This is a genomic window from Streptomyces sp. NPDC088733, from assembly GCF_044751185.1.
Classification (GTDB): Bacteria; Actinomycetota; Actinomycetes; order Streptomycetales; family Streptomycetaceae; genus Actinacidiphila.
Genome location: NZ_JBIVLH010000003.1, coordinates 425,623 through 448,793, shown reverse-complemented (window position 1 = coordinate 448,793; position 23,171 = coordinate 425,623). Strand labels below are relative to the sequence as shown.

The window sequence follows — 23,171 nt, the reverse complement described above, 5'->3', positions numbered from 1 at the left end:
TCCGCCTATGGTCGGGCAACGAGCCGCGGGTAGTGCTCCCGCAACACGCGGACCGTCTCACTGATGGCGGGACGCCGTGACGCCCCCGTGCGCCACAAGGCGTACAGCCGCCGCACCGGCGCCGGCTCCAGCGGCACCACGGCCACGCCCGCGGGCACCGGCCCGCGCCCCAGCCGGGGCACGAGCGCGATCCCGAGTCCGGCGGCGACCAGTTCCAGCTGCGTCTGGTACTCGGCGACCTGGAACGCGAGGTCGGGCTCGCTGCCCAGTTCCCGCAGGGTCCGCACCAGCAGCACGTGGGTTGGACGGGACGCGGCCCGGAACGGTTCCCTGCGTGTGGAGGACATCCGCCTATGGTCGGGCAACGACCCGCGGGTAGTGCTCCCGCAACACGCGGACCGTCTCACTGATGGCGGGACGCCGTGACGCCCCCGTGCGCCACAAGGCGTACAGCCGCCGCACCGGCGCCGGCTCCAGCGGCACCACGGCCACGCCCGCGGGCACCGGCCCGCGCCCCAGCCGGGGCACCAGCGCGATCCCGAGTCCGGCGGCGACCAGTTCCAGCTGCGTCTGGTACTCGGCGACCTGGAACGCGAGGTCGGGCTCGCTGCCCAGTTCCCGCAGGGTCCGCACCAGCCACTCGTGGCAGACGTGCCCGGGCGGCTGGCAGATCCACCGCTGGTCGACGAGGTCCTCGCGGGCCAGGGGGCCGCGGGCCGCCAGGGGATGCGCGGCGGGCACCAGGATGTCGCAGTGGTCCTCGCCGATCTCCACCCGCTCCAGCCCCTCGGGGGCGGGCAGCGGCGCGATGTCCCAGTCGTGCACCACGGCCAGGTCGACCACGCCGCGCGCGACCAGGTCGACGGCCAGGTGTGCGCCCTCCTCCAGCAGCCGCAGCTCCAGCGACGGGTGGGCCGCGGCCAGTTCGGCGAGGACAGCCGGCAGCAGCCCGCGCGCGGCGGTGGGGAAGGCGACCGTCGTCAGCCGGCCGGTGGGCCTGCCGCGCCGCTCCTCCAGGGCGACCTCGGCCCGCTCGACGATGGCCATCAGCTCCTGCGCGGTCTCGGCCAGCAGTTGTGCCGCCTCGGTCAGCGCCACCCCGCGGCCCTGGCGTTCCAGCAGCGTGGTGCGGGTCTCCCGCTCCAGCTTCGTGATCTGCTGCGAGACCGCGGAAGCGGTGTAGCCGAGGGCGGTCGCCGCCGCGCCGACGGAGCCGTGCACATGCACCGCGTGCAGCGCGCGCAGCCGGGCCAGGTCCAGCATCCGTTCACCCCATCGTTCAGAGATCGTGAATCCGATCGCGCGGCGACAGGTGCGGTTGCTGAAGAGTCGCCGGGACCGCAGGATACGGCGCCCGGTGCCGGGACGATGTGACGCGCGCCTCGTGCTCGCGTCGCCCGCCGTACGAGCGGTGGGCGAGTCAGGCCGACTCGCCGAGCAGCCCCAGCAGATGGGAACGGCCCCGCGACAGCAGCTCCGGCAGCGCCCGCACCTGCGGATACCAGCGGCGCTCGTACTCCCAGCACAGCCAGCCGTCCCAGCCCGCCCGGCTGAGCACCTCCACCGTCCCGGCGAGCGGCACGGCACCGCGGCCGAGCGGCACCGGGGTGGTGTCCTGCGCCGAGGAGACGTCCTTGACCTGCACATAGCCCAGATACGGCGCCAGCACCGGGTAGGTGTGCTCCGGCTGCTCCCCGCCGAGCCACGGGTGCAGCACGTCCCAGAGGGCACCCGCGCTGTGATGGCCCACCAGCCCCAGGACCCGGGCCACGTCCGCGCCGGTGCGGTGCGAGTCGTGGGTCTCCAGCAGCAGCCGTACACCCAGGTCCGCCGCCTCCGACGCCACCGCGGCCAGGCGGCGGGCCGCGCGGGTGTCCGCGCTGTCCGGCTGCGAACCGTTCCCCGCGCCCGGGAACACCCGCAGGTGCGGTGCCCCGAGGCCGGCGGCGAGCCGCATGTGGTCGCGCAGCCCGCGCAGTACGGGCTCGTCCTCGCCCGGAGCGGCCACCTGCACATAGGAGGCGACCGCGACGACGTCGACCCCGGCGGACCGGAACTCCTCGCGCACCGCGGCCCGCTCGCGCTCCGTCAGGCCGGCGTGCACCGGCTCGTCGTGACCGGCCCGCAGTTCCACGCCGTGCCAGCCGTGCCCGGCCGCCAGCCGGGCCACGTCCGCCATGGGCAGCCCGGGCACGCCGAGGGTCGAGAACGCCAGCTTCACTTTCCGGACGTTACAGCACAAGTCGCCAGTCCTGCCCGACGAGATCCTTGCCGAAGCTGTGGTGCGCCTTCTGCCCGGTCAGCTCGAATCCGGCCGCCTGGTAGATCCGGCGGGCCGAGGCCAGGACGTCGTTCGTCCACAGCACCAGCTCGCGCCTGCCGGTCCCGCGGGCGTGCCGGACGCAGGCGTCGACCAGGTCCCGGCCGATGCCGTGGCCGCGGGCCGCGGGGTCCACCAGCAGCAGGCGCAGCCGGGCCGTTCCGGGCTGCTCGCCCGGTACGCAGAAGACGCAGCCGGCGCGTTCGCCGTCCAGTTCGGCGATCCACGCGCGCTCATGGCCGTCGGCGACGATCCGGGCGACGAGCGTCTCGTACTCGGCGTTCCAGCCGAACTCCTCGGCGTAGACCTCCGCGTTGCGCTGCACCACCCAGCCCAGGTCGCCGGGGCGCGGCCCGCGCAGCCGGACCCGCTCAGCGGCTTCCGGGGCGGATTCGGGGGCGGATTCGGGGGCGGTGGCTCCGCCCAGGACCTCGCGGACCGTGCGCATGGCGCCGGTCAGTCGTTCGCGGTCGCGCGGGGCCAGGCCGCCGACCATGGACGAGACGGCGTCCCGGGACCGTTCCTCCAGCAGCCCGGCGGCCGCCCGGCCGTCCGGTGTCAGGTCCACCCGCTGCCGCCGGGCGTCCCGCTGCGAGGGGGTCCGGGTCACCAGCCCGCGCTGCTCGAAGGCCGCGAGCATGCGGCTGAGCTGCCCGGCGTCGACGGACAGCGCTGCCCGCAGATCGGCCGCGTCGAGCCCGTCGGCGTGGGCGAGTTCGTACAGGACGCGGGCCTCGGTGAGCGTGTACGGGGTGTGCAGATGTCGGCTGTAGTCCAGCGCCCCGATGAGGTTGGTGTAGAAGCGGTTGAACGCCCTGATCTCCTGAACGGTCACGGTCCCTGTGCCTCTCCCGGGGAAATCCTTTGACTCAGTCAAAGGTATTCCGCCGTGGGGGCACTCCGCCAGTGCCGCGCGGTGTGCCGCCGCGTCCCGTTCCGGGCCCGCTACGCGTCCTGCCGCGGCGGCGCGGTGGAGGCGCGCACCATGAGCTCCGTGCGAACGGTCGCGAGCCCTCCGGGCGGCGGTACCTGACGTCCCATCACCAGGCGTCCGGCGCGGGCCCCGGCCTCCTGGAGCGGGATCCGCACGGTCGTGAGCGCGGGGGAGGCGTCGGCGCTGAACGGCAGGTCGTCGTAACCGGCCACCGAGACGTCCTCCGGGATCCGCAGTCCGCGTTCGCGCAGGGCGGCGCAGACGCCCAGCGCGACACTGTCGTTGGCGGCGAGGACCGCGGTGAGGCGGGGCTCGCGGCGCAGCAGTTCGTGGGCGGCGTCGTAACCGGAGGAGCGGTCGTAGTAGCCGTGCACCGTGAGGCGGTCGAGTTCCGCGGCGGAGCCGGCGAGGCCCGCGTCCGCGAGGGCGGCGCGGTGGCCCTCGATCCGGTGCCGCGTGGTGGTCCGTTCGGCGGGGCCCGCGACATAGCCGATGGTGCGGTGGCCGAGGGCGAGCAGGTGCTCGGTGAGGCGCTGGGCGCCGCCGCGGTTGTCGAAGGCCACGGTCACGACGGCGTCGCCCGCGGAGCCGGGGAGCGCGGCGAGTTCGGGCAGCGGGGGCCGGCCGCACAGCACGATCCGTGTGCCGGAGGCGGCGAGCCGGGCGAGCCGGGCGGCGACGGCGGCGGAGTGCTCGGTGCCCTCCACGGCGCCGCCGGTGAGCACCACCCCTGCCGCGCGCTGCCGTGCCAGCAGGGTGAGGTAGTTGAGCTCCGCCTCGGGCGAGCCGCCGGTGTTGCAGACGACGGCGAGCTTCCCGGCGCCCGCCGGCACCCCGGCCGGGGTGTCCGGGCCGCCGCTGATCTCGCTCTGCACGGCACTGGCGATCAGACCGAAGAAGGGGTCGGCGACGTCGTTGACGAGCACGCCGACCAGGTCGGAGGTGGCGGCGGCGAGCGCGCGGGCGTGGCCGTTGACGACGTAGTCCAGATCGTCCACGGCCCGCAGGACGCGCTCGCGGGTGTTCCCGGCGACCGGGTAGTTGCCGTTCAGCACGCGCGACACGGTTGCGGCGGACACTCCGGCGTGCGCCGCGACGTCGGCCAGGGTCACTGCCATGCTTCTGCTTCCTCCGGTTCGGTCCGTTTCGGGCCCTCGGCCCGTGGCCGCACATGTTCTCATCCCGGAGCGGCTCGGGGAGCGGGTCCGGCCCGGCCCGAAGGGCAGAAAGCGCTGTCTGTCAGAAGGTGGTGCTTCTTGTCGATTGTCGTGGCGATGGCTAGCGTGAGGGACGAGAAAGCGCTTGCTGTCATGGTCACCCCCTCGGCACCCCGCCGCCGAAGAGAGGAACTGCTGTGGTCCGCAAGGCAGTTCGGATCACCACGGACGGCGTCACCGGCCGCACGGGCTTCCGCCGGCATCGGGTCCGCCCGGTCCTCGCCCCTCGCGGGCGGGGCGGTCCCGGCGACGGCGGCACTCCGCGGCCGGAGCGCGCCCTCGCCGGACGGCCCGGCCCGGAACCGGCTCAGGTCCCCATCGGCCGCGCCCCGGTGCTCGCCGGCCCGGCCGCCGGCGGCTGCATCGCCGTGCGGGTCACGGGCGTTCGCGGGGAACATCCGGCCGCCCCCCGGCCGGCGGCCCCACCGCGACCGGCCCACGCGGCCACGTCCACCGGCGTCCGGCACCGCGTCGTCCGGGAGGACGGCCTGCGCAACTGCCGTACCCGGCACCGCTGCCGCGCGCCGGAACCGGCGCGGCAACCCGACGCGCGTGGTTTCCGGCCGCAGGGGGAACTCTTCCCGCGCCAGGTCCTGCCCGGCGGGTCCTCGCCCCGCGATCTGCCGGCCGGCGCCCGCGGAGCGCAACCCGCCGAACTCGCCCAACTCGCCGAACCCACCGAACTCGCCCCACCGGCAGAGCCGGCCCTCGGATCCCCGACCGCGGGCCGCCGTCCCGACGTACCGGAGCTGACCCTGTGACGACCATCCGTCTCCCCGACGCGTCGGGGGAGTTGCGGCCGTACCGGCCGCGCACCGAACCCGCGGGCCACTTCTCCGCACCAGCCGGCAGCGCCGCGCCGCGCAGCCGCGTCGTGTACGCGGCGGCGCACGTCGTCGCGGACCCGTTCCGCACCGCCCCCGGTCTGCCGGCGGCCGTCGACTGGGACGCGACCCTGGCCTTCCGCCACCACCTGTGGTCCCACGGACTGGGGGTGGCGGAGGCGATGGACACCGCGCAGCGCGGCTCGGGCCTGGACTGGCCTGCCGCTGCCGAGTTGACGCGCCGCTCCTGCGCCGAGGCCCGGGCCGCCGGTGGCCGCATCGTGTGCGGCGTGAGCACCGACCAGCTGCCCGTGACCGAGATCGGCTACCCCTACAGCCTGGACGACGTCCGCAGGGCGTACGAGGAGCAGCTCGCGCTCGTCGAGGACGCCGGCGGGCGGCCCGTGCTGATGGCCTCCCGCGCCCTCGCCGCGGTCGCCAAGGGGCCCGAGGACTATCTGGAGGTGTACGGCCATCTCCTGCGGCAGTCCGCGCGACCCGTCGTCCTGCACTGGCTCGGGCCGATGTTCGACCCCGCGCTGGAGGGCTACTGGGGAAGCACCGCCCTCGACGCCGCCACCCGCACCTTCCTGGATTTGGTCGCGGCGCACCCCGGCAAGGTCGACGGGGTCAAGATCTCCCTGCTGGACGCGGAGCGCGAGATCGGGCTGCGCCGCCTCCTCCCGGACGGTGTGCGCTGCTACACCGGCGACGACTTCCACTATCCCGAGCTGATCGCCGGGGACGAGCAGGGCCACAGCCACGCCCTCCTCGGCGTCCTCGACCCGCTCGCGCCCCTGGCCGCCGACGCCCTCCGCGCGCTGGACTCCGGTGACACCGCGGCCTTCCGCGCGCTGCTCGACCCGACGGTCGAGCTGGCCCGGCACCTGTTCGGGCCGCCCACCCGCCACTACAAGACCGGTGTCGTCCTGCTCGCCTGGCTCGCCGGCCACCAGTCGCACTTCACGATGCTCGACGGTCTGCACTCGGCCCGCCCCCTTCCCCATCTGGCCCGCGCGTACGAACTGGCCGACCGCGTCGGACTGTTCCCCGACCCGGCACTCGCCGTGTCCCGCATGCGGAACTTGCTCTCTGTGTACGGAGTGTGACAGTGGGTACTGACAATCGCGTCCCGGACGATCTCGTGCGGCTCAGCGTCAACCAGGAGACCGTGCGCCAACTCGCCCTTCCCGAACTGGTCGACGGCCTCGCCGCGCGCGGTGTGCCGGGCGTCGGCCTGTGGCGCGGACCGGTCCGCGAGTTCGGTGTGGAGGCCGCCGCGAAGCTCGTCCGCGACGCGGGGCTCACGGTCACCTCGCTGTGCCGCGGCGGCTTCTTCACCGCCTCCGACCCCGGTGAGCGGGCCGCCGCGCTCGCCGACAACCGCGCGGCGGTGGAGGAGGCCGCGGCGCTGGGCACCGGCACGCTCGTGCTGGTCTCCGGCGGCCTCCCGGCCGGGGAGCGCGATCTCGCCGCCGCTCGCGAGCGGGTCGCCGACGCCGTGGCCGAACTCGCCCCGTACGCGGGCGAGCGGGGTGTCCGCCTCGCGATCGAGCCGCTGCACCCGATGTTCGCCTCGGACCGCTGTGTCGTGTCGACCCTCGCCCAGGCCCTGGACATCGCCGAGCGCTTCCCCGCCGAGCGGGTCGGCGTCGTTGTGGACACCTACCACCTGTGGTGGGACGACCTCGCCGGCCGGGGCATCGCGCGGGCCGGGGAGGGCGGTCGCATCGCCTGCTTCCAGGTCGCGGACTGGATCACCCCGCTGCCCGCGGGCGTCCTGCTGGGGCGCGGGCAGCTCGGCGACGGGTGCGTCGATCTGCGGGGGTTCCGCGAGCAGGTGGACGCGACCGGATTCGCCGGGCCCGTCGAGGTAGAGATCTTCAACCCGGCCCTGTGGGCCCGTGACGGCGGGGACGTTCTGGACGAAACCATCGCAAGGTACCGCTCCCACGTGGTGTGAACGGGCCTCCGAGGGGTGATCGGAAAACTTTGAAATTTCTTCTGGAGGGCGTGCAACCATCCCCCGGGCTCGCGGGTCTATGTAGCGTCAAGACCCTGAGGGGGGCCTCGTACGGGTCTTGAGTGAGGGGGAGGCGCGGTGTCCGGAGGGGGCTCGGGACACCACGCAGAGGGAGGGGAACGCTTAAGGGGTCCGGCCGAGCCGGACCCCTTTCGCCGTTCACGGGGCGGTGTACGGGCCCCGCGCCCCGCGGTCCCGCAGGCGGTCAGCGCTTCTCGCGCGCCCGCCGGGCCAGTACCGCCGCGACCACCGGGATGATCGACTCCAGTGCCCCGGCGACCGCCTCCTCCGGCAGCCCGGTCCGCTTGGCCACCGCCCGCGCCGCCGGAGCGGCGACCTTCGTCAGGACCGCCACGAGGGCGCCGCTGTTGCTTCCGCCCTGTGCGCCGCCCTGCACCCCGGCGAAGCCGGCGGCCGCGGCGGGCAGCGATTCGGTCGCGTTCGCCGCCTGTTCCATGGCCTGGCACAGTTCGGCCGTTCCGCCGGGGGTCACCGCGTCGTCGGTGAGCACCCCGGTGAGCGAGGCCACGGAACCGCCCACGACCTGCCGCGTCTCGTCGGCGTCGGTACCGAGCAGCGCGGCGATCTCCCGGAGCCGGTCCTCGCCCAGCTCCTCCAGTACCTCGTCCTTCAGCGGTCGATCGCTCATGCTCCGGACGTTAGTTGCGAATCGCCCGCTCGGCCCGCCGACCGCAGCCGGACGGATGTACCCCGCTCAGAAGGGGACACCGCAGCGCAGGATGACGTTCGCGTAGGGTCGCGCCTCCCCGGTGCGGACGACCAGCCTGGCCTGGTGGGTGAGCGCCTTGAAGTCCTCGTGGGGGACCAGCTCCAGGTCCGGGAACGCCTCCTCGAGCTGCGCGGTGACCTCGGGGTTGTGGTCGCGCACCTCCTTGGCGGCGACGGCGCCCTCGATCACCAGCTCCTCCTGGAGCCCCCCCAGCACCTCGGCGAACGAGGGCGTCCCGGCGCGGAAGGCGAGATCGACGACGACGGGGCCGGGCGGGATAGGCAGGCCCGCGTCGCAGACGACGACCAGGTCGGTGTGACCGAGCGCGGCGAGCGCGCCCGCCAGGTGGCGGTTGAGGATTCCGGACTTCTTCACAGCTGTTCCGTCTCGTCGAGGGTGGGGAAGGACTCCTGCGCACCCGCCTTGGTCACGGCCGCGGCGCCGACGCGCACCGCGAACCGCACGGCGGTCTCCAGGTCGTCGCCGGCGCCCAGCCGCCAGGCCAGCGCCCCGGTGAACGCGTCACCGGCCCCGGTGGTGTCGACGGCCTCCACGCGCAGGCTGGGCACGAGCACCGTGCCGTCGGTCGTCGCCGCGAGGGCGCCCCCGGCGCCCAGGGTGACGACCACCGAGCGCGGCCCGAGGGCGAGCAGCCCCCGTGCCCAGTCCTCCGGAGTGGCCCCCGCGTCCTCGCCCAGCAGGAAGCGCGCCTCGTGCTCGTTGACCACGAGCGGATCGCAGCCCTCCAGCACCTTCGGCGGCAGCGGCGCCGGGGGCGACGGGTTGAGCACCACCCGCGTCCCGGCCTCCGTGGCCGCCGCCACGACGGCGGCCACGGTCGCGGGCGGGATCTCCAGTTGCAGCGACACGACGGGGGCGGCGGCCAGCAGCTCGTGCGCCCCGGCCACATCGGCCGTCCCCAGGCGCCCGTTGGCGCCCGGCGAGACGACGATGCTGTTGTCGCCGGAAGGGTCCACCGTGATCAGCGCGACCCCGGTGGGGGTGTCGCCGACCAGGATGCCGGAGGTGTCCACGCCGGCCGATCTGAGCGACCCGGTCAGCAGCCGCCCGTGCGCGTCGTCGCCGACCCGCGCCAGCAGCGCCGTGCGCGCGCCCAGGCGGGCCGCGGCGACGGCCTGGTTGGCGCCCTTGCCACCGGGGTGGGTGGCCAGGTCGGAGCCGAGGACGGTCTCGCCCGCCGCCGGGCGGCGGTCGACGTGGATCACCAGGTCGGCGTTGGCCGACCCCACGACCAGCAGGTCGTAGCCGTGCATCTTTGTGTTCCCTTCGCGGAATCGGCCGTAACGGTGCGTCGCGTCAGGACGTGAAGCCCGCGACGTTCTGTTCCGTGACGACCTTGACCGGCACCTTGACCAGGGTCGGGAGCTTGTCGCCCTTGGCGGCCTTCACGGCGTTCTGCACGGCCAGCTTGCCCAGTTCGCTGGGCTGCTGGGCCACGGACGCGGTGAGCGTGCCCGCCTTGACCGCGGTCAGGCCGTCGGGGGTGCCGTCGAAGCCGACGACCTTGACGGTCTTGCCGGCCTTGGAGCCGAGCGCCTTGATGGCGCCCAGGGCCATCTCGTCGTTCTGCGCGAAGACGCCGGTGACGTCGGAGTGCGCCTGCAGCAGGTTGGTCATGACGTCCAGGCCCTTGGTGCGGTCGAAGTCCGCGGCCTGCTCCGCGACCACCTTGATGCCGGGGTAGGCCTTGATGCCCTCGTCGAAGCCCTGGCCGCGCTCGTTGGCGGCGGAGGTGCCCGCGGTGCCCTGGAGCACGACCACGGTGCCCTTGCCGCCGAGGGACTCGGCCAGCGTCTTGGCGGCCAGCCGGCCGCCCTCGACGTTGTCGGAGGCGACGGTGGTCGCGAGGTCGGCCTTGTTGACGCCGCGGTCGGCGGCGACGACGGGGATGTTCGCCTTGTTGGCGGCCTTCACCGACGGGCCGGCCGCGTCGGAGTCCACCGGGTTGACGATGATCGCCTTCACGTTCTGGCTCGTGAAGTTCTGCAGCTGGTTGGCCTGCTGGGACGCGTCGTTCTGCGCGTCGGTCACGGTCAGGTTCACGCCCTCCTTCTTCGCCTCGGCCTGGGCGCCCTCCTTGAGCTGGACGAAGAAGGGGTTGTTGAGGGTGGAGACCGACAGGCCGACCTTCGTGCCGGAGGACGAGCCGGAGCCGGAGTTGCAGGCGGCGGCGGTGAGGGCGAGGGCGCTGACGGCGACTGCGGTGACCGTGATCTTCTTGATACGCATGGGTCGTTCCTTGCGGGTGTGATGAGGGTGGTGTGCGGAAGGGCGGAGCGTGGCGTCAGCCACGACGCCGCAGGGTGTCCAGGAGGACCGCCAGGGCAATGACGACGCCGATCACGACCTGCTGCCAGAAGGCGGAGACCGAGAGCAGGTTGAGGCCGTTGCGCAGCACGGCGAGGATCAGCGCGCCGATCAGGGTTCCCGAGGCCTTGCCGACGCCGCCGGACAGGCTGGCGCCGCCGATGACGACCGCGGCGATGGCGTCGAGTTCGTAGCCGTACGCCGCCTGCGGCTGCGCCGAGGCGAGCCGGGAGGCCAGGACGATGCCCGCGACGGCCGCGAAGAGACCGGACAGGCCGTAGATGACGAGCTTCTGGCGCTTGACGCGGATGCCGGAGAGGCGGGCCGCCTCCTCGTTGCCGCCGATCGCGTACATGGCGCGGCCCATGTAGGTGCGGCCCAGGATCACGGCCGTGGCGACGCCGGCGACGATCATCACCAGGACGGGCACCGGCAGCCAGCCGCCGATGGTGTCGCCCAGGTGGGAGACGGAGTCGGGGAACGCGATCGGGCTGCCCTGGGATATGACCAGGGTCAGGCCGCGGCCGATGGAGAGCATCGCCAGGGTGGCGATGAAGGGCGGCAGCTTGCCGAAGGAGACCAGCAGGCCGCTGAGCAGGCCGCTGGCTACACCGGTGGCCACGGAGAGCACGACCGCCAGCCACACCGGCAGGCCCGCGGAGCTCGCGCTCCAGGCCAGCACCGTCGCCGAGAGCGCCGCGACGGAGCCGACCGACAGGTCGATGCCGGCCGCGACGATCACAAAGGTGGAGCCGAAGGCCAGGATTGCCACGACGGCCGCCTGGACGCCGACATTGAGCAGGTTCTGCGTGCTCAGGAAGTCGCCCGACAGGAACGACAGTGCCACGAGCAGAACGACCAGGGCGCTGAGGGCGCCGTTGTTGAGGAGCACGCGGCGAGCCGCGGCGACGCCACCCGTGTCCGTCGTCTTCTTGAGCGTGTCAGTGGCCACGGGAGCCCTCCACATCCTTCTTCGTCGCAGTGGTGTTGCTGTTGCCGTTGTCCGCGGTGCCAGGGGTGCCCGCGCCGACGGCGAGGGCCATGACCGAGTCCTGAGTGGCCTGGTCCGCGGGGAGTTCGCCGGCGATCCGGCCCTGGGACATCACCAGGACGCGGTCGCTCATGCCCAGCACCTCGGGGAGGTCGCTGGAGATCATCAACACGGCGTGGCCGGAGGCCGTGAGCTGGTTGACGAGCTGGTAGATCTCCACCTTGGCGCCGACGTCGATGCCGCGGGTGGGCTCGTCGAGGATCAGCACCTTGGTGTCGGCCAGCAGCCACTTGCCGATGACGACCTTCTGCTGGTTGCCGCCGGACAGGGTGCGCACGTGCTGGTGGAGGCCGGCCATGCGCACCTTGAGCTGCCCCGAGATGCGGTCGGCTTCCTTGCGCTGCCCCGTCCGGTCGACGAAACCGGCCCGGGTGGCGCGACCGAGGGTGACCAGGCCCAGGTTCTCCTGGACGCTGGCGTCCAGGACCAGGCCCTGGCCCTTGCGGTCCTCGGGCACCAGGCCGATGCCCGCGTCCATGGCGGCGTTCACGTCGTGCCGGCGCAGCCGCTTCCCGAGCACCTCGACGGTCCCGGAGTCGTAGGGGTCGGCGCCGAAGACCGCGCGCACGACCTCGGTGCGCCCGGCGCCGACGAGCCCGGCCAGGCCCACCACCTCGCCGGCCCGCACCTCGAAGCTCACGTCCTGGAAGATGCCGCCGCGCGTGAGGCCCTCGACCCGCAGCAGCGGCGCGCCGGCGTCGGAGCGCTCACGCGGGTACTGCTGGTCGATGCTGCGTCCCACCATGAGCCGCACGAGTTCGTCCTCGGGCGTGGCCGCGGGCACCTGGGCGACGCTGCGCCCGTCGCGCAGAACCGTCACACGGTCGCCGAGCGCGGCGATCTCCTCCAGGTGGTGGGTGATGAAGACGATGCCGACGCCGTCGGTGCGCAACTGGCGCACGATCGCGAAGAGCTTCTCGACCTCCTCACTGGTGAGGACCGCGGTCGGCTCGTCCATGATCAGCACCCGGGCGTCCAGGCTGAGCGCCTTGGCGATCTCCACCATCTGCAGGCGGGCGATGCCCAGTTCCCCCACCGGGGTGCGGGGGTCGACGTCCACGCCGACGCGCTGGAGCAGGGCGGCGGCGTCGGCGTTCATCTTCTTGCGGTCCAGCAGGCCGAAGCGGCGCGGCTGGCGGCCCAGGAAGATGTTCTCGGCCACGCTGAACGTGGGGACGAGGTTGAACTCCTGGTAGATGGTGGCGATGCCGAGCCGCTCGGCGTCCTGCGCGCCGTGGATGCGCACCTCCCGGCCGTCCACGAGCAGGCGCCCTCCGTCCGGGCGGTTGGCGCCGGACAGCATCTTGATGAGGGTGCTCTTGCCCGCGCCGTTCTCACCGAGCAGGACGTGCACCTCGCCGCCGTGCAGGTCGAAGTCGACGCCGTCGAGGGCGACCACGCCGGGGAAGACCTTGCGGACTCCCTCCATGCGGAGGATCTCGGGGCTGGTCGTGCTCAACGGGGGCTCCCTTCGGACGCGCCGCTGGAGCGGCGCACTACGAGGCGGGCGGAGACGGTGACCGACGGTGCGGGCCGGCCCTCCACCCGGTCGATCAGCGAGCGCACGGCCGCCCGGCCGAGCTCGCCCGTGGGCTGGGAAATCGCCGTGATCGGCGGATCGGTGTGGAGGAACCACGGGATGTCGTCGAACGCGGCGAGCGCGATGTCCTGCGGGACCCGCAGGCCGCGGGCGCGGATCTCGTCCATGGCGCCGAGCGCCATCAGGTTGTCCGCGGCGAAGACCGCGTCCGGCGGGACCGGGAGGTCGAGGAAGCGGGCCGTGGCCCGGCGGCCGCTGTCCGCTTGGAAGTCGCCCTGCCCGATGTAGTCGTCGGGCAGGGCGAGGCCGAATGCCTCGAGCGCGTCGCGGAAGGCCTTCACGCGCTCGCGGCCGGTGGTGGTCGCGGCCGGGCCCGAGATGATCGCCAGCCGGCGGTGCCCGAGGGCGTGCAGGTGGGCGACCAGGTCGCGGACCGCCTCGCAGCCGTCGGTGCGGACCACGGGCACGTCGTTGCCGATGCCGGGGATCCACCGGTCCACGAAGACCATGGGGGTGCCGGCGAGCACCGCGTCCATGATCAGCGGCGAGCCGCCGTCCGTGGGGCTGACCAGCAGGCCGTCGATGCGTCGGTCCAGGAGGGTGCGGATGTGGTGGTCCTGCTGCTCCGGACGCTCGTCGGCGTTGCCGATGATGACGCTGTAGCCGAGCGCCCTGGCCTCGTCCTCGACCGAGCGGGCGAGCTCGGTGAAGAACGGGTTCAGCACGTCGCTGATGACCAGGCCGAGCGTTCGCGTCTGGTCGGTGCGCAGCGACCGGGCCACCCCGTTGGGGCGGTAGCCGAGTTCGGCCACGGCCTCGAGCACCCGGGTGCGGGTGTCCGGGCGGACCGCGGGGTGGTCGTTGAGCACGCGGGACACCGTCGCGACGGATACGCCGGCGCGGGATGCCACGTCCTTGATGCTCGCCACCGTCCACCTCCTCGTGGAATCGATTACAAGGAGGATTGGAAACGATTACATGCGCGGCGGCAAGAGCACGCAACCGGATCGTTACATTCCAGACCCTCGTGCGGGCGGAGTTGTCCACAAGCCCGGCGGGGCTGTCGGCGCGGGAAGGTACCTTCGGAACACGACGTCGGACCACGTCGGCGGACGGGGGAGGAGGCCCGTGTCATGGGGGAATCGGGGGCATGTCGCGGCGGGCCGCGTCCCCGTCCGCGGCGCGCTCCGCGCGGGACGCCGGCGCGTGTCCTGCGGGGGGTCGTGAGATGACGCAGTCGCAAGAGTCACAACGCCCGGCACTGGCCGAGGTGACCGGTGTCCTGGAACGCATCACGTACGCCAACGAGGAGAACGGCTACACGGTCGCCCGGGTCGACACCGGCCGCGGCGGCGATCTGCTCACTGTGGTCGGCGCCCTGCTCGGCGCCCAGCCGGGCGAGTCGCTGCGCATGCAGGGCCGCTGGGGCTCCCACCCGCAGTACGGCCGCCAGTTCACGGTGGAGAACTACTCGACGGTGCTGCCCGCCACGATCCAGGGCATCCGCCGCTACCTCGGCTCCGGGCTCATCAAGGGCATCGGCCCGCGGATCGCCGAGCGGATCGTGGAGCACTTCGGCACCGACACCCTGGACGTCATCGAGCGCGAACCGGCCCGCCTGGTCGAGGTCCCCGGCCTCGGCCCCAAGCGCACCCGGCTGATCGGCGCCGCCTGGGAGGAGCAGAAGGCCATCAAGGAGGTCATGGTCTTCCTCCAGAGCGTCGAGGTGTCCACCTCCATCGCGGTGCGCATCTACAAGGAGTACGGGGACGCCTCGATCTCCGTTGTGAAGAACCAGCCCTACCGGCTGGCCGCCGACGTGTGGGGCATCGGCTTCCTCACCGCGGACCGCATCGCCCGCGCGGTCGGCATCCCGCACGACAGCCCGGAGCGGGTCAAGGCCGGGTTGCAGTACGCCCTGTCCCAGGCCACCGACAACGGCAACTGCTTCCTGCCGGAGGAGCAGTTGCTCTCCGACGCCGTGAAGCTGCTCCAGGTCGACACCGGTCTGGTCATCGACTGCCTGGCCGAGCTGGCCGCGGAGGAGGGCGTGGTGATCGAGCCCGTGCCCGGCCCGGACAGCGAGGAGCCCGTGCGCGCGGTCTACCTGGTGCCCTTCCACCGGGCCGAGATCTCCCTGGCGGGCGCGCTGCTGCGGCTGCTGCGCGGCCCCGAGGACCGGATGCCCGCCTTCCACGACGTGGACTGGGACAAGGCGCTGGCCTGGCTGGCCGAGCGCACCGGGGCCGATCTCGCTCCCGAGCAGCAGCAGGCGGTGCGGCTGGCGCTGACCGAGAAGGTGGCGGTGCTGACCGGCGGCCCCGGCTGCGGCAAGTCGTTCACGGTCCGTTCCGTGGTGGCCCTCGCGCAGGCCAAGAAGGCCAAGGTCGTCCTGGCCGCGCCGACCGGGCGGGCCGCCAAGCGGCTGGCCGAGCTGACCGGGGCCGAGGCGTCCACCGTGCACCGGCTGCTGGAGCTCAAGCCCGGCGGGGACGCCGCGTACGACCGGGACCGGCCGCTGGAGGCCGATCTCGTGGTCGTGGACGAGGCCTCCATGCTGGACCTGCTGCTGGCCAACAAGCTGGTCAAGGCCGTGCCGCCGGGTGCCCACCTGCTGTTCGTCGGCGATGTCGACCAGCTGCCCAGCGTCGGCGCGGGAGAGGTGCTGCGCGACCTGCTGGACGAGCGGAGCCCGGTCCCCTCCGTACGGCTGACCAGGATCTTCCGCCAGGCGCAGGAGTCCGGGGTGGTGACCAACGCGCACCGGATCAACTCCGGCGTCCCGCCGCTCACCCAGGGGCTCGGCGACTTCTTCCACTTCGTGGAGGACGACGGCGAGGAGACGGCCCGGCTCACCGTGGATGTGGTCGCCCACCGGATCCCCCGCCGGTTCGGCCTCGACCCGCGCCGCGACGTCCAGGTGCTGGCGCCCATGCACCGCGGACCGGCCGGCGCGGGCGTGCTCAACGGACTGCTCCAGCAGGCCGTGACCCCGGCGCGCCCGGACCTTCCCGAGCGCCGCTTCGGCGGCCGCACCTTCCGCGTCGGCGACAAGGTCACCCAGATCAGGAACAACTACGAGAAGGGCGCGAACGGCGTCTTCAACGGCACCGTGGGCGTGGTCACCTCCCTGGACACCGTGGAGCAGCGGCTCACCGTCCTGACCGACGGGGACGAGGAGATCCCCTACGACTTCGACGAACTCGACGAGCTCGCCCACGCGTACGCGGTGACCATCCACCGTTCGCAGGGGAGCGAGTATCCCGCCGTAGTGATCCCGGTCACCACCGGAGCGTGGATGATGTTGCAGCGGAACCTCCTCTACACGGCCGTTACCCGGGCGAAACGCCTGGTCGTGCTCGTGGGCTCGCGCAAGGCCATCGGGCAGGCGGTCCGCACCGTCTCCGCAGGCAGACGCTTCACGGCGCTCGACCACCGGCTGTCACGAGCGGCAAGATAGGCACTGGGTGCCACCTTTCGGTCCTATGGCCGACCCCGAGTGCACGTGGCCACGCCAAATGGGGGACAGTAGGGGTAGGTCAGGGCACCTCGAAACCTCGAAGAAGAGGCACGACGTCGGTGAGGGAATGACGTGAGCGACAACTCAGTAGTACTGCGGTACGGGGACAGCGAGTACAGCTACCCGGTGATCGAGGGCACCGTTGGGGACAACGGCTTCGACATCGGCAAGCTCCGCGCCAATACCGGCCTGGTCACCCTGGACAGCGGCTACGGCAACACCGCGGCCTACAAGTCCGCGATCACCTACCTCGACGGCGAGCAGGGGATCCTCCGCTACCGCGGTTACCCCATCGAGCAGGTCGCCGAGCGTGGCAGCTTCCTGGAGACCGCGTACCTGCTGATCAACGGTGAGCTCCCGACCGTTGACGAGCTCGCCGGCTTCCGGGGCGACATCACGCAGCACACGCTGCTGCACGAGGACGTGAAGCGGTTCTTCCAGGGCTTCCCGCGCGACGCCCACCCGATGGCCATGCTGTCCTCCGTGGTCAGCGCGCTGTCCACCTTCTACCAGGACAGCCACAACCCGTTCGACGAGAAGCAGCGCTACCTCTCGACGATCCGGCTCATCGCGAAGCTGCCGACGATCGCCGCGTACGCGTACAAGAAGTCGATCGGCCACCCCTTCGTCTACCCGCGCAACGACCTCGGCTACGTCGAGAACTTCCTGCGCATGACGTTCGCGGTCCCCGCCGAGGAGTACGAGCTCAACCCGGTCGTCGTCGACGCCCTGGACAAGCTGCTGATCCTGCACGCGGACCACGAGCAGAACTGCTCCACCTCCACCGTCCGCCTGGTCGGCTCCTCGCAGGCCAACCTCTTCGCGTCCATCTCCGCGGGCATCAACGCCCTGTGGGGCCCGCTGCACGGCGGCGCCAACCAGAGCGTGCTGGAGATGCTGGAGGCCATCCAGGCCGACGGCGGCGACGTGGACGCCTTCATCCGCAAGGTGAAGAACAAGGAGGACGGCGTCCGCCTCATGGGCTTCGGCCACCGCGTCTACAAGAGCTTCGACCCCCGGGCGAAGATCATCAAGGCCGCGGCGCACGACGTCCTGTCCGCCCTGGGCAAGTCCGACGAGCTGCTGGACATCGCCCTGAAGCTCGAGGAGCACGCGCTCAGCGACGACTACTTCGTCTCGCGCAACCTCTACCCGAACGTGGACTTCTACACCGGCCTGATCTACCGGGCCATGGGCTTCCCGTCCACGATGTTCACCGTGCTCTTCGCGCTCGGCCGGCTCCCCGGCTGGATCGCCCAGTGGCACGAGATGATCACCGAGCCGGGTTCCCGCATCGGCCGCCCGCGCCAGGTCTACACGGGCGTCGTCGAGCGCGACTACGTGCCGGTCGAGAGCCGCTGATCCCGCACCCCGGCGTCCCGCTCCGGCGGGGCGCCGGGGTACGCCGGAGCAAAGAGAAACGCCCCGCGCCGAATCCCCCCACGGGTTCGACACGGGGCGCTCCCGTTTCCCGGAGCGGATCCCCCCACGGGTCCGTACCGGGCGTTCTTTGGGTGCGCTCGCCCCACCGGAGCGCGCCGCCCGGGAGGGCCGCTCAAAGCTCTCCGGGCAGTGCGTCCAGGCGTGACGACCGGGCTGTCCCCCAAAGACAACCCGTTCATCATCTCACCGAGTCCGCCGGGAGCCCGGTGTCTTCTCGGGGTTAGACCCCCCTGTAAACCAAAAGGTTACGTTTCAGCCAGTGTGATCTAGGTCTCGCCTACGTCTTTCTACGTCATCCGCATCAGGAATGACCCCCGTGTCGGTCGCGGGGACCCCGTCCCGTAACGTGCTGTCCCACCTTGAGGGGCGGAGCGTGATGTCGCAGAACGCAAGTGTGGGCCGGAACGTCGTGGTGACCGGCGGGGGAACGGGCATCGGCCGGTCGGTGACCACGAGGTTCGCCGAGGCCGGCGATCATGTGACCATCGTGGGCCGCCGCCGCGAGGTGCTGCGGGCCACCGCCGAGGAACTGCGCACCGAGCACGGACTCGACGTCACCCCGGTCGCCTGCGACCTCGCCGACCCCGACGACGTCGAGGCGGCCCTCGCGCGGCTGCCCCGGCGCGTGGACGTGCTGGTCAACAACGCGGGCAGCCGGGAACTGGCGATCGGCGCGGGCCCGCACGGCGTCCTGGCCCGCTGGCGAGGCGATTTCGAGCGCAATGTGCTGACCGCGGTGCTGGTGACCGAATCCCTGCGGGACCGGCTGCCCGAGGGGGGCCGGGTCATCACCGTGACGTCGGTGGCCGCGCTGCGCGGAGGGGGCTCCTACGGCGCGTCCAAGGCCGCCCTGCACGCCTGGAACCACTCCCTGGCCGCCCAGCTCGGCCCGCGCGGCGTGACCTGCAACATCGTCGCCCCGGGCACGGTCGCGGGCACCGAGTTCTTCGGCGCGCGCCTGGACGCCGCCGAGCTGACCCGGCGGGCCGGGCGCACCCTGGTCGGCCGCGTGGGGCGCCCCGACGACGTCGCCGCGGCGGTGGTCTTCCTGGCCTCCCAGGACGCCGGGTTCATCACCGGCGAGATCCTCCAGTGCAACGGCGGGGAGCTGCTCGGCCGCTGAACCGGGGTGCCGCGCGCCGGTGTACTCCCCTGGTGGGAGCCGGCCGGCACGGCCCCTCCCTGAGGATGACGCGGTCCCCGGAAAACCCCGGGAACGCCCCCGATCCCGGTGAAACCGGGTTGCCCCCGCACGAGCGCGGCTGCCAGCGTGGAGCCGGGAGCGGGCGGGGCGACAACCGGGTCCGGGCGGGAAGAGGGGCGGCGGTATGGACGTTGCACGATTTGTGTCGGCCCTCGACTTCACCGCAGGTCTCGAGGGGTACCTGCGCGACGGCCATGCGCTGTGGGCCTACGGTGTGCTCGCGGCCACGACCGCGCCGCCGCTGGTACCCAACTCCGCCCTGCTGGTGACCGGCGGGGTGCTGGCCGCCCAGGGACGGCTGGACATCGGGCTGGTGCTGCTGGCGGTCGCGGGCAGCGCGGTCCTCGGTGACATGGTCATCCACCGGATCGGCCGGGCGGTGAGCGGCAGCGTCCTGACGCGCCTGTACCGCAAGCCCCGGCGCCGGGCGCTGCTGGAGTGGGCGAGCACCCGCATAGAGCGCCACGGCGTGCCCTTCGTGATCGGTGTGCGCTTCCTGCCCAGCGGCCGGGTGATCGGCGGGCTGGCCGCGGGGATCGTCCGGTACCCGGCGCGGCGCTATCTGATCGGGGCGGGCGTGGCCGAGGGGGTGTGGGCGACCTACTCCGTTGGGCTCGGCTACTTCGGCGGCCTGGCCATGTCCAACTCCTTGTACGCGGTGGGACTCGGCCTGGGCGTCTCGTTGTTCGTGGCGGGGCTCGGCAGCCTGGCGCAGGTGGTGTCCGGGCGCCGCGCGGCGGCCGAGAGTGCGGCCGCCGGGCGGGTGGTGGCGTCGGGAGGGACGGTTCCTCCGGGGCCGCGGGTCAGCGACGAGCAGGGACTCGGCGCGGACGGCGGGGGTGCGGCGGCGGCACCGGGCCGGGTACGCGGCGGCGGGACGGTGTGAGTTCCCCGGGCTCGGGGCTCGCGGCCAGGGCCTTTGCGGCCTCCCGGCCCTTCCTGCCGGGAGGGCTTCAGCCGGCCGGGGCCGGGCTGGTGCCCGGTGCGGGAGCGCCGGCGACCCCGGCCGCCGCGGCTGCCGCCGTCACGTCGACCGGTCCGGTCCCGAGGCGCGGTGCGAGGTAGCCGAACAGGGCGTTTTTGAGCTCGCCGGTGTAGGCGGCGCGCTCCGCCCCCTCGTGCCCGACGACTAGGGCGAGGCCCGCCTTGAACAGCCCGAAGGCCATGGCCGCGACCTGCGTCCGCTCCGCCGCGGACAGGTCGGGGGCGCGCAGGCCGAGCAGCGTCTCGACCCGCTCCAGGAGGGAGCTGTGCAAGGCGTCGTGCTCCGATGTGACCGAGCCCGGTACGTCGCTGTCGTGGACCAGGGCGAGGAAGGCCGGGTTCTCGCAGTTGAAGTCGATCATCGGGTCGACGATCACGTCGAGCATCTCGCGCAGCGGCAGCGAGGCGTTCTCCGGCGTGAACAGCTCGCCGTGCGCCTCGCGCATCCGCAGGTTGAGGGTGCTGCCCAGCTCGATGGCGATGGCTTCCTTGTTGGGGAAGAACTGGTAGAGCGTGCCGGGCGACACACCGGCCTCACGCGCGATGGCGTTCGTGCTCGCCGCGGTGTAGCCCACCTTGCGGAAGACGTCCGCCGCGGCGTCCAGCAGCTGTGCCACGCGCCGTTCCCCGCGTGCCTGACGACGGCGCGGTCTCTGCTCCTCGGGCACGTGTACTCCCCAATCACTGTTGACAAACGCGAGTGGCCGCTCGCATTCTGAAGAAACGCGAGTGATCGCTCGTGTTGGCCAGTTTACGGCTGTTCTTCATGGGAGGGGACACCTCTGTCATGTCCGATGTCAACCGCGGGCGCCCGCCAGGGGTCTGGACCCGGGTGACCACCGCCCGGCCGGGACTCACCCTGCTCCTCGCGCTGCTGTTCACCGCTCTCGCTGTGGTCGCGGGCAGCGGGGTAGCGGAGCGGCTGCACAGCGGCGGCTGGGAAGCGCCCGGCTCCGAGTCGTCGTACGCCAACGCGGCCCTGCAGAAGTACTTCCCGGACTCCCAGCCCAATCTGATCCTCCTCGTCGACAGCCGGGGGGCCGGGGTGGACTCCCCGGCCGTGGCCGCCGAGGGCCGCGAACTCGGCCGCAGGCTCGCCGCGGACAAGGACGTCAGCGGTGTCACCTCCTACTGGACCACCTCGGCGCCGGCCCTGCGCGCCAAGGACGGCGGCGAGGCCATGATCGCCGCCCGCATCGCCGGCGACGACGACGCGATCGCCAAGACCGTCGAGCGCCTCGCCCCCGCGTACCGCGGGGAGCACGGCCCGGTGGAGGTCAGGGTCGGCGGCCTCGCCGCCTTCCGGCAGGAACTGCAGACCACCATCCAGGACGACCTGGCCCGCGCGGAGGTCATCGCCCTGCCGGTGACCCTGCTGCTGCTCGTGATGGTCTTCGGCAGCGCCGTGGCCGCGATGCTGCCGCTGGTGATCGGCATCGTCGCGATCCTCGGCACCAACGCCGTGCTGCGCGGCATCACGGCGTTCACGGACGTATCGATCTTCGCCCAGAACCTCACCACCGCCCTGGGGCTCGGACTCGCCATCGACTACGCCCTGTTCATCGTGCGCCGCTTCCGGGAGGAACTGGACGCGGGCGCCGATCCGCGGGCCGCGGTGGGGGCGACGCTCCGCACTGCGGGCCGTACGGTGCTCTTCTCGGCGCTCACCGTGGCCGCGGCCCTGTCCGCGATGTTCCTGTTCCCGCAGTACTTCCTGCGCTCGTTCGCCTACGCGGGCATCGCGGTGGTGCTGCTGGCGGCGGGCGCCGCCCTGGTGATCCTGCCGGCGGCGCTGGTGCTGCTGGGCCACCGGGTCAACGCCCTGGACCTGCGCAGGATCCTGCCGCGCCGGCGGAGCGCACGGGAACCCGGCGCGGGGTACGCCCGGCTCGCCACTCTGGTGATGCGCCGGGCACCGCTCTTCGCGGCCGGCACGATCGCGGGGCTGGTGCTGCTCGGAGTCCCCTTCCTCCAGGTGCAGTTCGGCACGGCCGACGACCGCCAGCTGCCGGCGACGGCCGAGGCCCATGTCGTGCAGCAGCACATCCGTGACGATTTCCCCGGCAACCCGGGCGACGAGATCACCGTGCTCGCCGAGGGCGGCCCGACGTCCGCACAGCTCGGGGCCTACAGCAGCAGACTGTCCCGGCTGCCCGGGGTGGTCGTCGTCGACGGCCCCGCCGGGCAGTACGCCTCCGGAGAGCTCAGCGCCGCGCCCGGCCCGGCCGAGGCGGCCCGGGCCGCCGGCGGGGCGGCCTATCTGACGGTGCTGCCGAGGACGGCGGCGGTGGACCCGGCCGGCCAGGACCTCGTGGACAGGATCCGGGCGGTCGACGCACCCTTCACGACCTCGGCGACCGGCACGGCCGCCCAACTCGTGGACACCAAGGACGTCATAGCCGACCGGCTGCCGTGGGCGGCCGGGATGATCGCCGCGGTCACCTTGCTGCTGGTCTTCCTGCTCACCGGCTCCGTTGTCATCCCCGTGCAGGCGGTGCTGCTCAACGCCCTGAGCCTGACGGCGATGTTCGGCGCCGTGGTGTGGGTCTTCCAGGACGGCCATCTGTCGGGGCTGCTGGACTTCACCGCGACCGGCAGTATCGAGACCACCCTGCCCGTGCTGATGTTCTGCGTGGCCTTCGGGCTGTCGATGGACTACGGCGTCTTCCTGCTGTCGCGCATCAAGGAGGAGTACGACCGCACCGGTGACCACCGGTCGTCCGTGGTCTTCGGGGTGCGCCGCACCGGCGGCCTCATCACCGCGGCCGCGGTGATCCTGGCGGTGGTGATGGTGGCCATCGGCACGTCCCGGGTCGCCAACACCAAGATGCTGGGCCTCGGGATCGCGCTGGCCGTGCTGATGGACGCGATGGTGGTCCGCACGCTGCTCGTGCCGGCCGTGATGCGGCTGACCGGACGGGCCACCTGGTGGGCGCCGGGACCGCTCAAGCGGCTGCACGAACGCTTCGGGCTGAGCGAGGGGGAGGGGCCGGGCGGGGCCCCGGCGCGGGAGGAGCCCGCGCGGGACCCGGAGCCCGCCGCGACCGGCTGAG

The 23,171-nt window shown here is 72.7% G+C and carries 18 protein-coding genes and 3 pseudogenes; 8 read left to right on the top strand and 13 right to left on the bottom strand.

Going from position 1 to position 23,171, the window contains the following annotated elements:
- Positions 1–5: 5 nt before the first annotated feature.
- From ACIP64_RS08090 to ACIP64_RS08070, 5 genes and pseudogenes are all read right to left on the bottom strand, one after another.
- Positions 6–308: pseudogene (locus tag ACIP64_RS08090) on the bottom strand (LysR substrate-binding domain-containing protein); the annotation flags it as partial.
- Between the two features lie 43 nt (positions 309–351).
- Positions 352–1,263: a LysR family transcriptional regulator gene (locus ACIP64_RS08085; RefSeq protein ID WP_401582968.1), complete on the bottom strand. Its 912-nt coding sequence runs from the start codon at positions 1,261–1,263 to the stop codon at positions 352–354.
- 157 nt (positions 1,264–1,420) lie between these two features.
- On the bottom strand, positions 1,421–2,221 hold the full coding sequence (locus ACIP64_RS08080; RefSeq protein WP_401582966.1) for a sugar phosphate isomerase/epimerase family protein: 801 nt from the start codon (positions 2,219–2,221) through the stop codon (positions 1,421–1,423).
- A gap of 10 nt (positions 2,222–2,231) precedes the next feature.
- Complete coding sequence (locus ACIP64_RS08075) at positions 2,232–3,155, bottom strand: GNAT family N-acetyltransferase (protein WP_401582964.1); 924 nt, start codon at positions 3,153–3,155, stop codon at positions 2,232–2,234.
- A 110-nt stretch (positions 3,156–3,265) separates the two neighbouring features.
- Positions 3,266–4,372 carry a LacI family DNA-binding transcriptional regulator gene (locus ACIP64_RS08070; protein WP_401582962.1) on the bottom strand — a complete coding sequence of 369 codons (1,107 nt, stop codon included), beginning with the start codon at positions 4,370–4,372 and terminating at the stop codon, positions 3,266–3,268.
- 236 nt (positions 4,373–4,608) lie between these two features.
- Here ACIP64_RS08070 and ACIP64_RS08065 point away from each other — a divergent pair, with 236 nt between their 5' ends.
- The 3 genes from ACIP64_RS08065 to ACIP64_RS08055 are packed head-to-tail and all read left to right on the top strand — an operon-like array spanning position 4,609 to position 7,258.
- Positions 4,609–5,232, top strand: a complete 624-nt coding sequence (locus ACIP64_RS08065; RefSeq protein ID WP_401582960.1) for a hypothetical protein — start codon at positions 4,609–4,611, stop codon at positions 5,230–5,232.
- On the top strand, positions 5,229–6,404 hold the full coding sequence (locus ACIP64_RS08060) for a dihydrodipicolinate synthase family protein (protein ID WP_401582958.1): 1,176 nt from the start codon (positions 5,229–5,231) through the stop codon (positions 6,402–6,404). The genes ACIP64_RS08065 and ACIP64_RS08060 overlap by 4 nt, the downstream gene beginning before the upstream one ends.
- A gap of 2 nt (positions 6,405–6,406) precedes the next feature.
- Positions 6,407–7,258 (top strand): sugar phosphate isomerase/epimerase family protein, encoded by an 852-nt coding sequence (locus ACIP64_RS08055; RefSeq protein ID WP_401582957.1) that lies wholly within the window; start codon positions 6,407–6,409, stop codon positions 7,256–7,258.
- Between the two features lie 265 nt (positions 7,259–7,523).
- On the opposite strand, the gene ACIP64_RS08050 is transcribed toward ACIP64_RS08055, so the two are convergent.
- From ACIP64_RS08050 to ACIP64_RS08020, 7 genes and pseudogenes are all read right to left on the bottom strand, one after another.
- Positions 7,524–7,967, bottom strand: a complete 444-nt coding sequence (locus ACIP64_RS08050; RefSeq protein WP_401582955.1) for a DUF937 domain-containing protein — start codon at positions 7,965–7,967, stop codon at positions 7,524–7,526.
- A gap of 66 nt (positions 7,968–8,033) precedes the next feature.
- The gene (rbsD, locus tag ACIP64_RS08045; RefSeq protein ID WP_401582954.1) at positions 8,034–8,423 is read right to left on the bottom strand and encodes a D-ribose pyranase; all 390 of its coding nucleotides are present in this window, start codon (positions 8,421–8,423) and stop codon (positions 8,034–8,036) included.
- Positions 8,420–9,322 carry a ribokinase gene (gene rbsK / locus ACIP64_RS08040; protein WP_401582952.1) on the bottom strand — a complete coding sequence of 301 codons (903 nt, stop codon included), beginning with the start codon at positions 9,320–9,322 and terminating at the stop codon, positions 8,420–8,422. Before rbsK ends, rbsD begins: the two co-directional genes overlap by 4 nt.
- 43 nt (positions 9,323–9,365) lie before the next feature.
- Positions 9,366–10,229: pseudogene (locus tag ACIP64_RS08035) on the bottom strand (D-ribose ABC transporter substrate-binding protein); the annotation flags it as partial.
- 123 nt (positions 10,230–10,352) lie between these two features.
- Positions 10,353–11,328, bottom strand: a pseudogene (locus ACIP64_RS08030) (ABC transporter permease); the annotation flags it as partial.
- A complete protein-coding gene (locus tag ACIP64_RS08025; RefSeq protein WP_401583215.1) occupies positions 11,318–12,856 on the bottom strand; it encodes a sugar ABC transporter ATP-binding protein in 1,539 nt (512 codons plus the stop codon). The gene ACIP64_RS08025 and the pseudogene ACIP64_RS08030, both read right to left, overlap by 11 nt.
- Before the next feature lie 26 nt (positions 12,857–12,882).
- Positions 12,883–13,896 (bottom strand): LacI family DNA-binding transcriptional regulator, encoded by a 1,014-nt coding sequence (locus tag ACIP64_RS08020; RefSeq protein WP_360905924.1) that lies wholly within the window; start codon positions 13,894–13,896, stop codon positions 12,883–12,885.
- 299 nt (positions 13,897–14,195) lie between these two features.
- Here ACIP64_RS08020 and ACIP64_RS08015 point away from each other — a divergent pair, with 299 nt between their 5' ends.
- The 4 genes from ACIP64_RS08015 (at position 14,196) to ACIP64_RS08000 (ending at position 20,020) form a co-directional block, all read left to right on the top strand.
- Positions 14,196–16,427: an ATP-dependent RecD-like DNA helicase gene (locus ACIP64_RS08015; RefSeq protein WP_401582950.1), complete on the top strand. Its 2,232-nt coding sequence runs from the start codon at positions 14,196–14,198 to the stop codon at positions 16,425–16,427.
- A 132-nt stretch (positions 16,428–16,559) separates the two neighbouring features.
- Entirely contained in the window at positions 16,560–17,849 is a 1,290-nt protein-coding gene (locus tag ACIP64_RS08010; RefSeq protein WP_401582948.1) for a citrate synthase, read from the top strand.
- Between the two features lie 457 nt (positions 17,850–18,306).
- Entirely contained in the window at positions 18,307–19,053 is a 747-nt protein-coding gene (locus ACIP64_RS08005) for an SDR family NAD(P)-dependent oxidoreductase (RefSeq protein ID WP_401582947.1), read from the top strand.
- A 205-nt stretch (positions 19,054–19,258) separates the two neighbouring features.
- On the top strand, positions 19,259–20,020 hold the full coding sequence (locus tag ACIP64_RS08000) for a DedA family protein (protein WP_401582945.1): 762 nt from the start codon (positions 19,259–19,261) through the stop codon (positions 20,018–20,020).
- Between the two features lie 67 nt (positions 20,021–20,087).
- Here ACIP64_RS08000 and ACIP64_RS07995 read toward each other — a convergent pair whose 3' ends face one another.
- Complete coding sequence (locus ACIP64_RS07995; RefSeq protein WP_401582944.1) at positions 20,088–20,735, bottom strand: TetR/AcrR family transcriptional regulator; 648 nt, start codon at positions 20,733–20,735, stop codon at positions 20,088–20,090.
- 170 nt (positions 20,736–20,905) lie between these two features.
- On the opposite strand from ACIP64_RS07995, the gene ACIP64_RS07990 reads away from it, so the two are divergent.
- Positions 20,906–23,170 (top strand): MMPL family transporter, encoded by a 2,265-nt coding sequence (locus ACIP64_RS07990; protein WP_401582943.1) that lies wholly within the window; start codon positions 20,906–20,908, stop codon positions 23,168–23,170.
- Position 23,171: the final 1 nt, after the last annotated feature.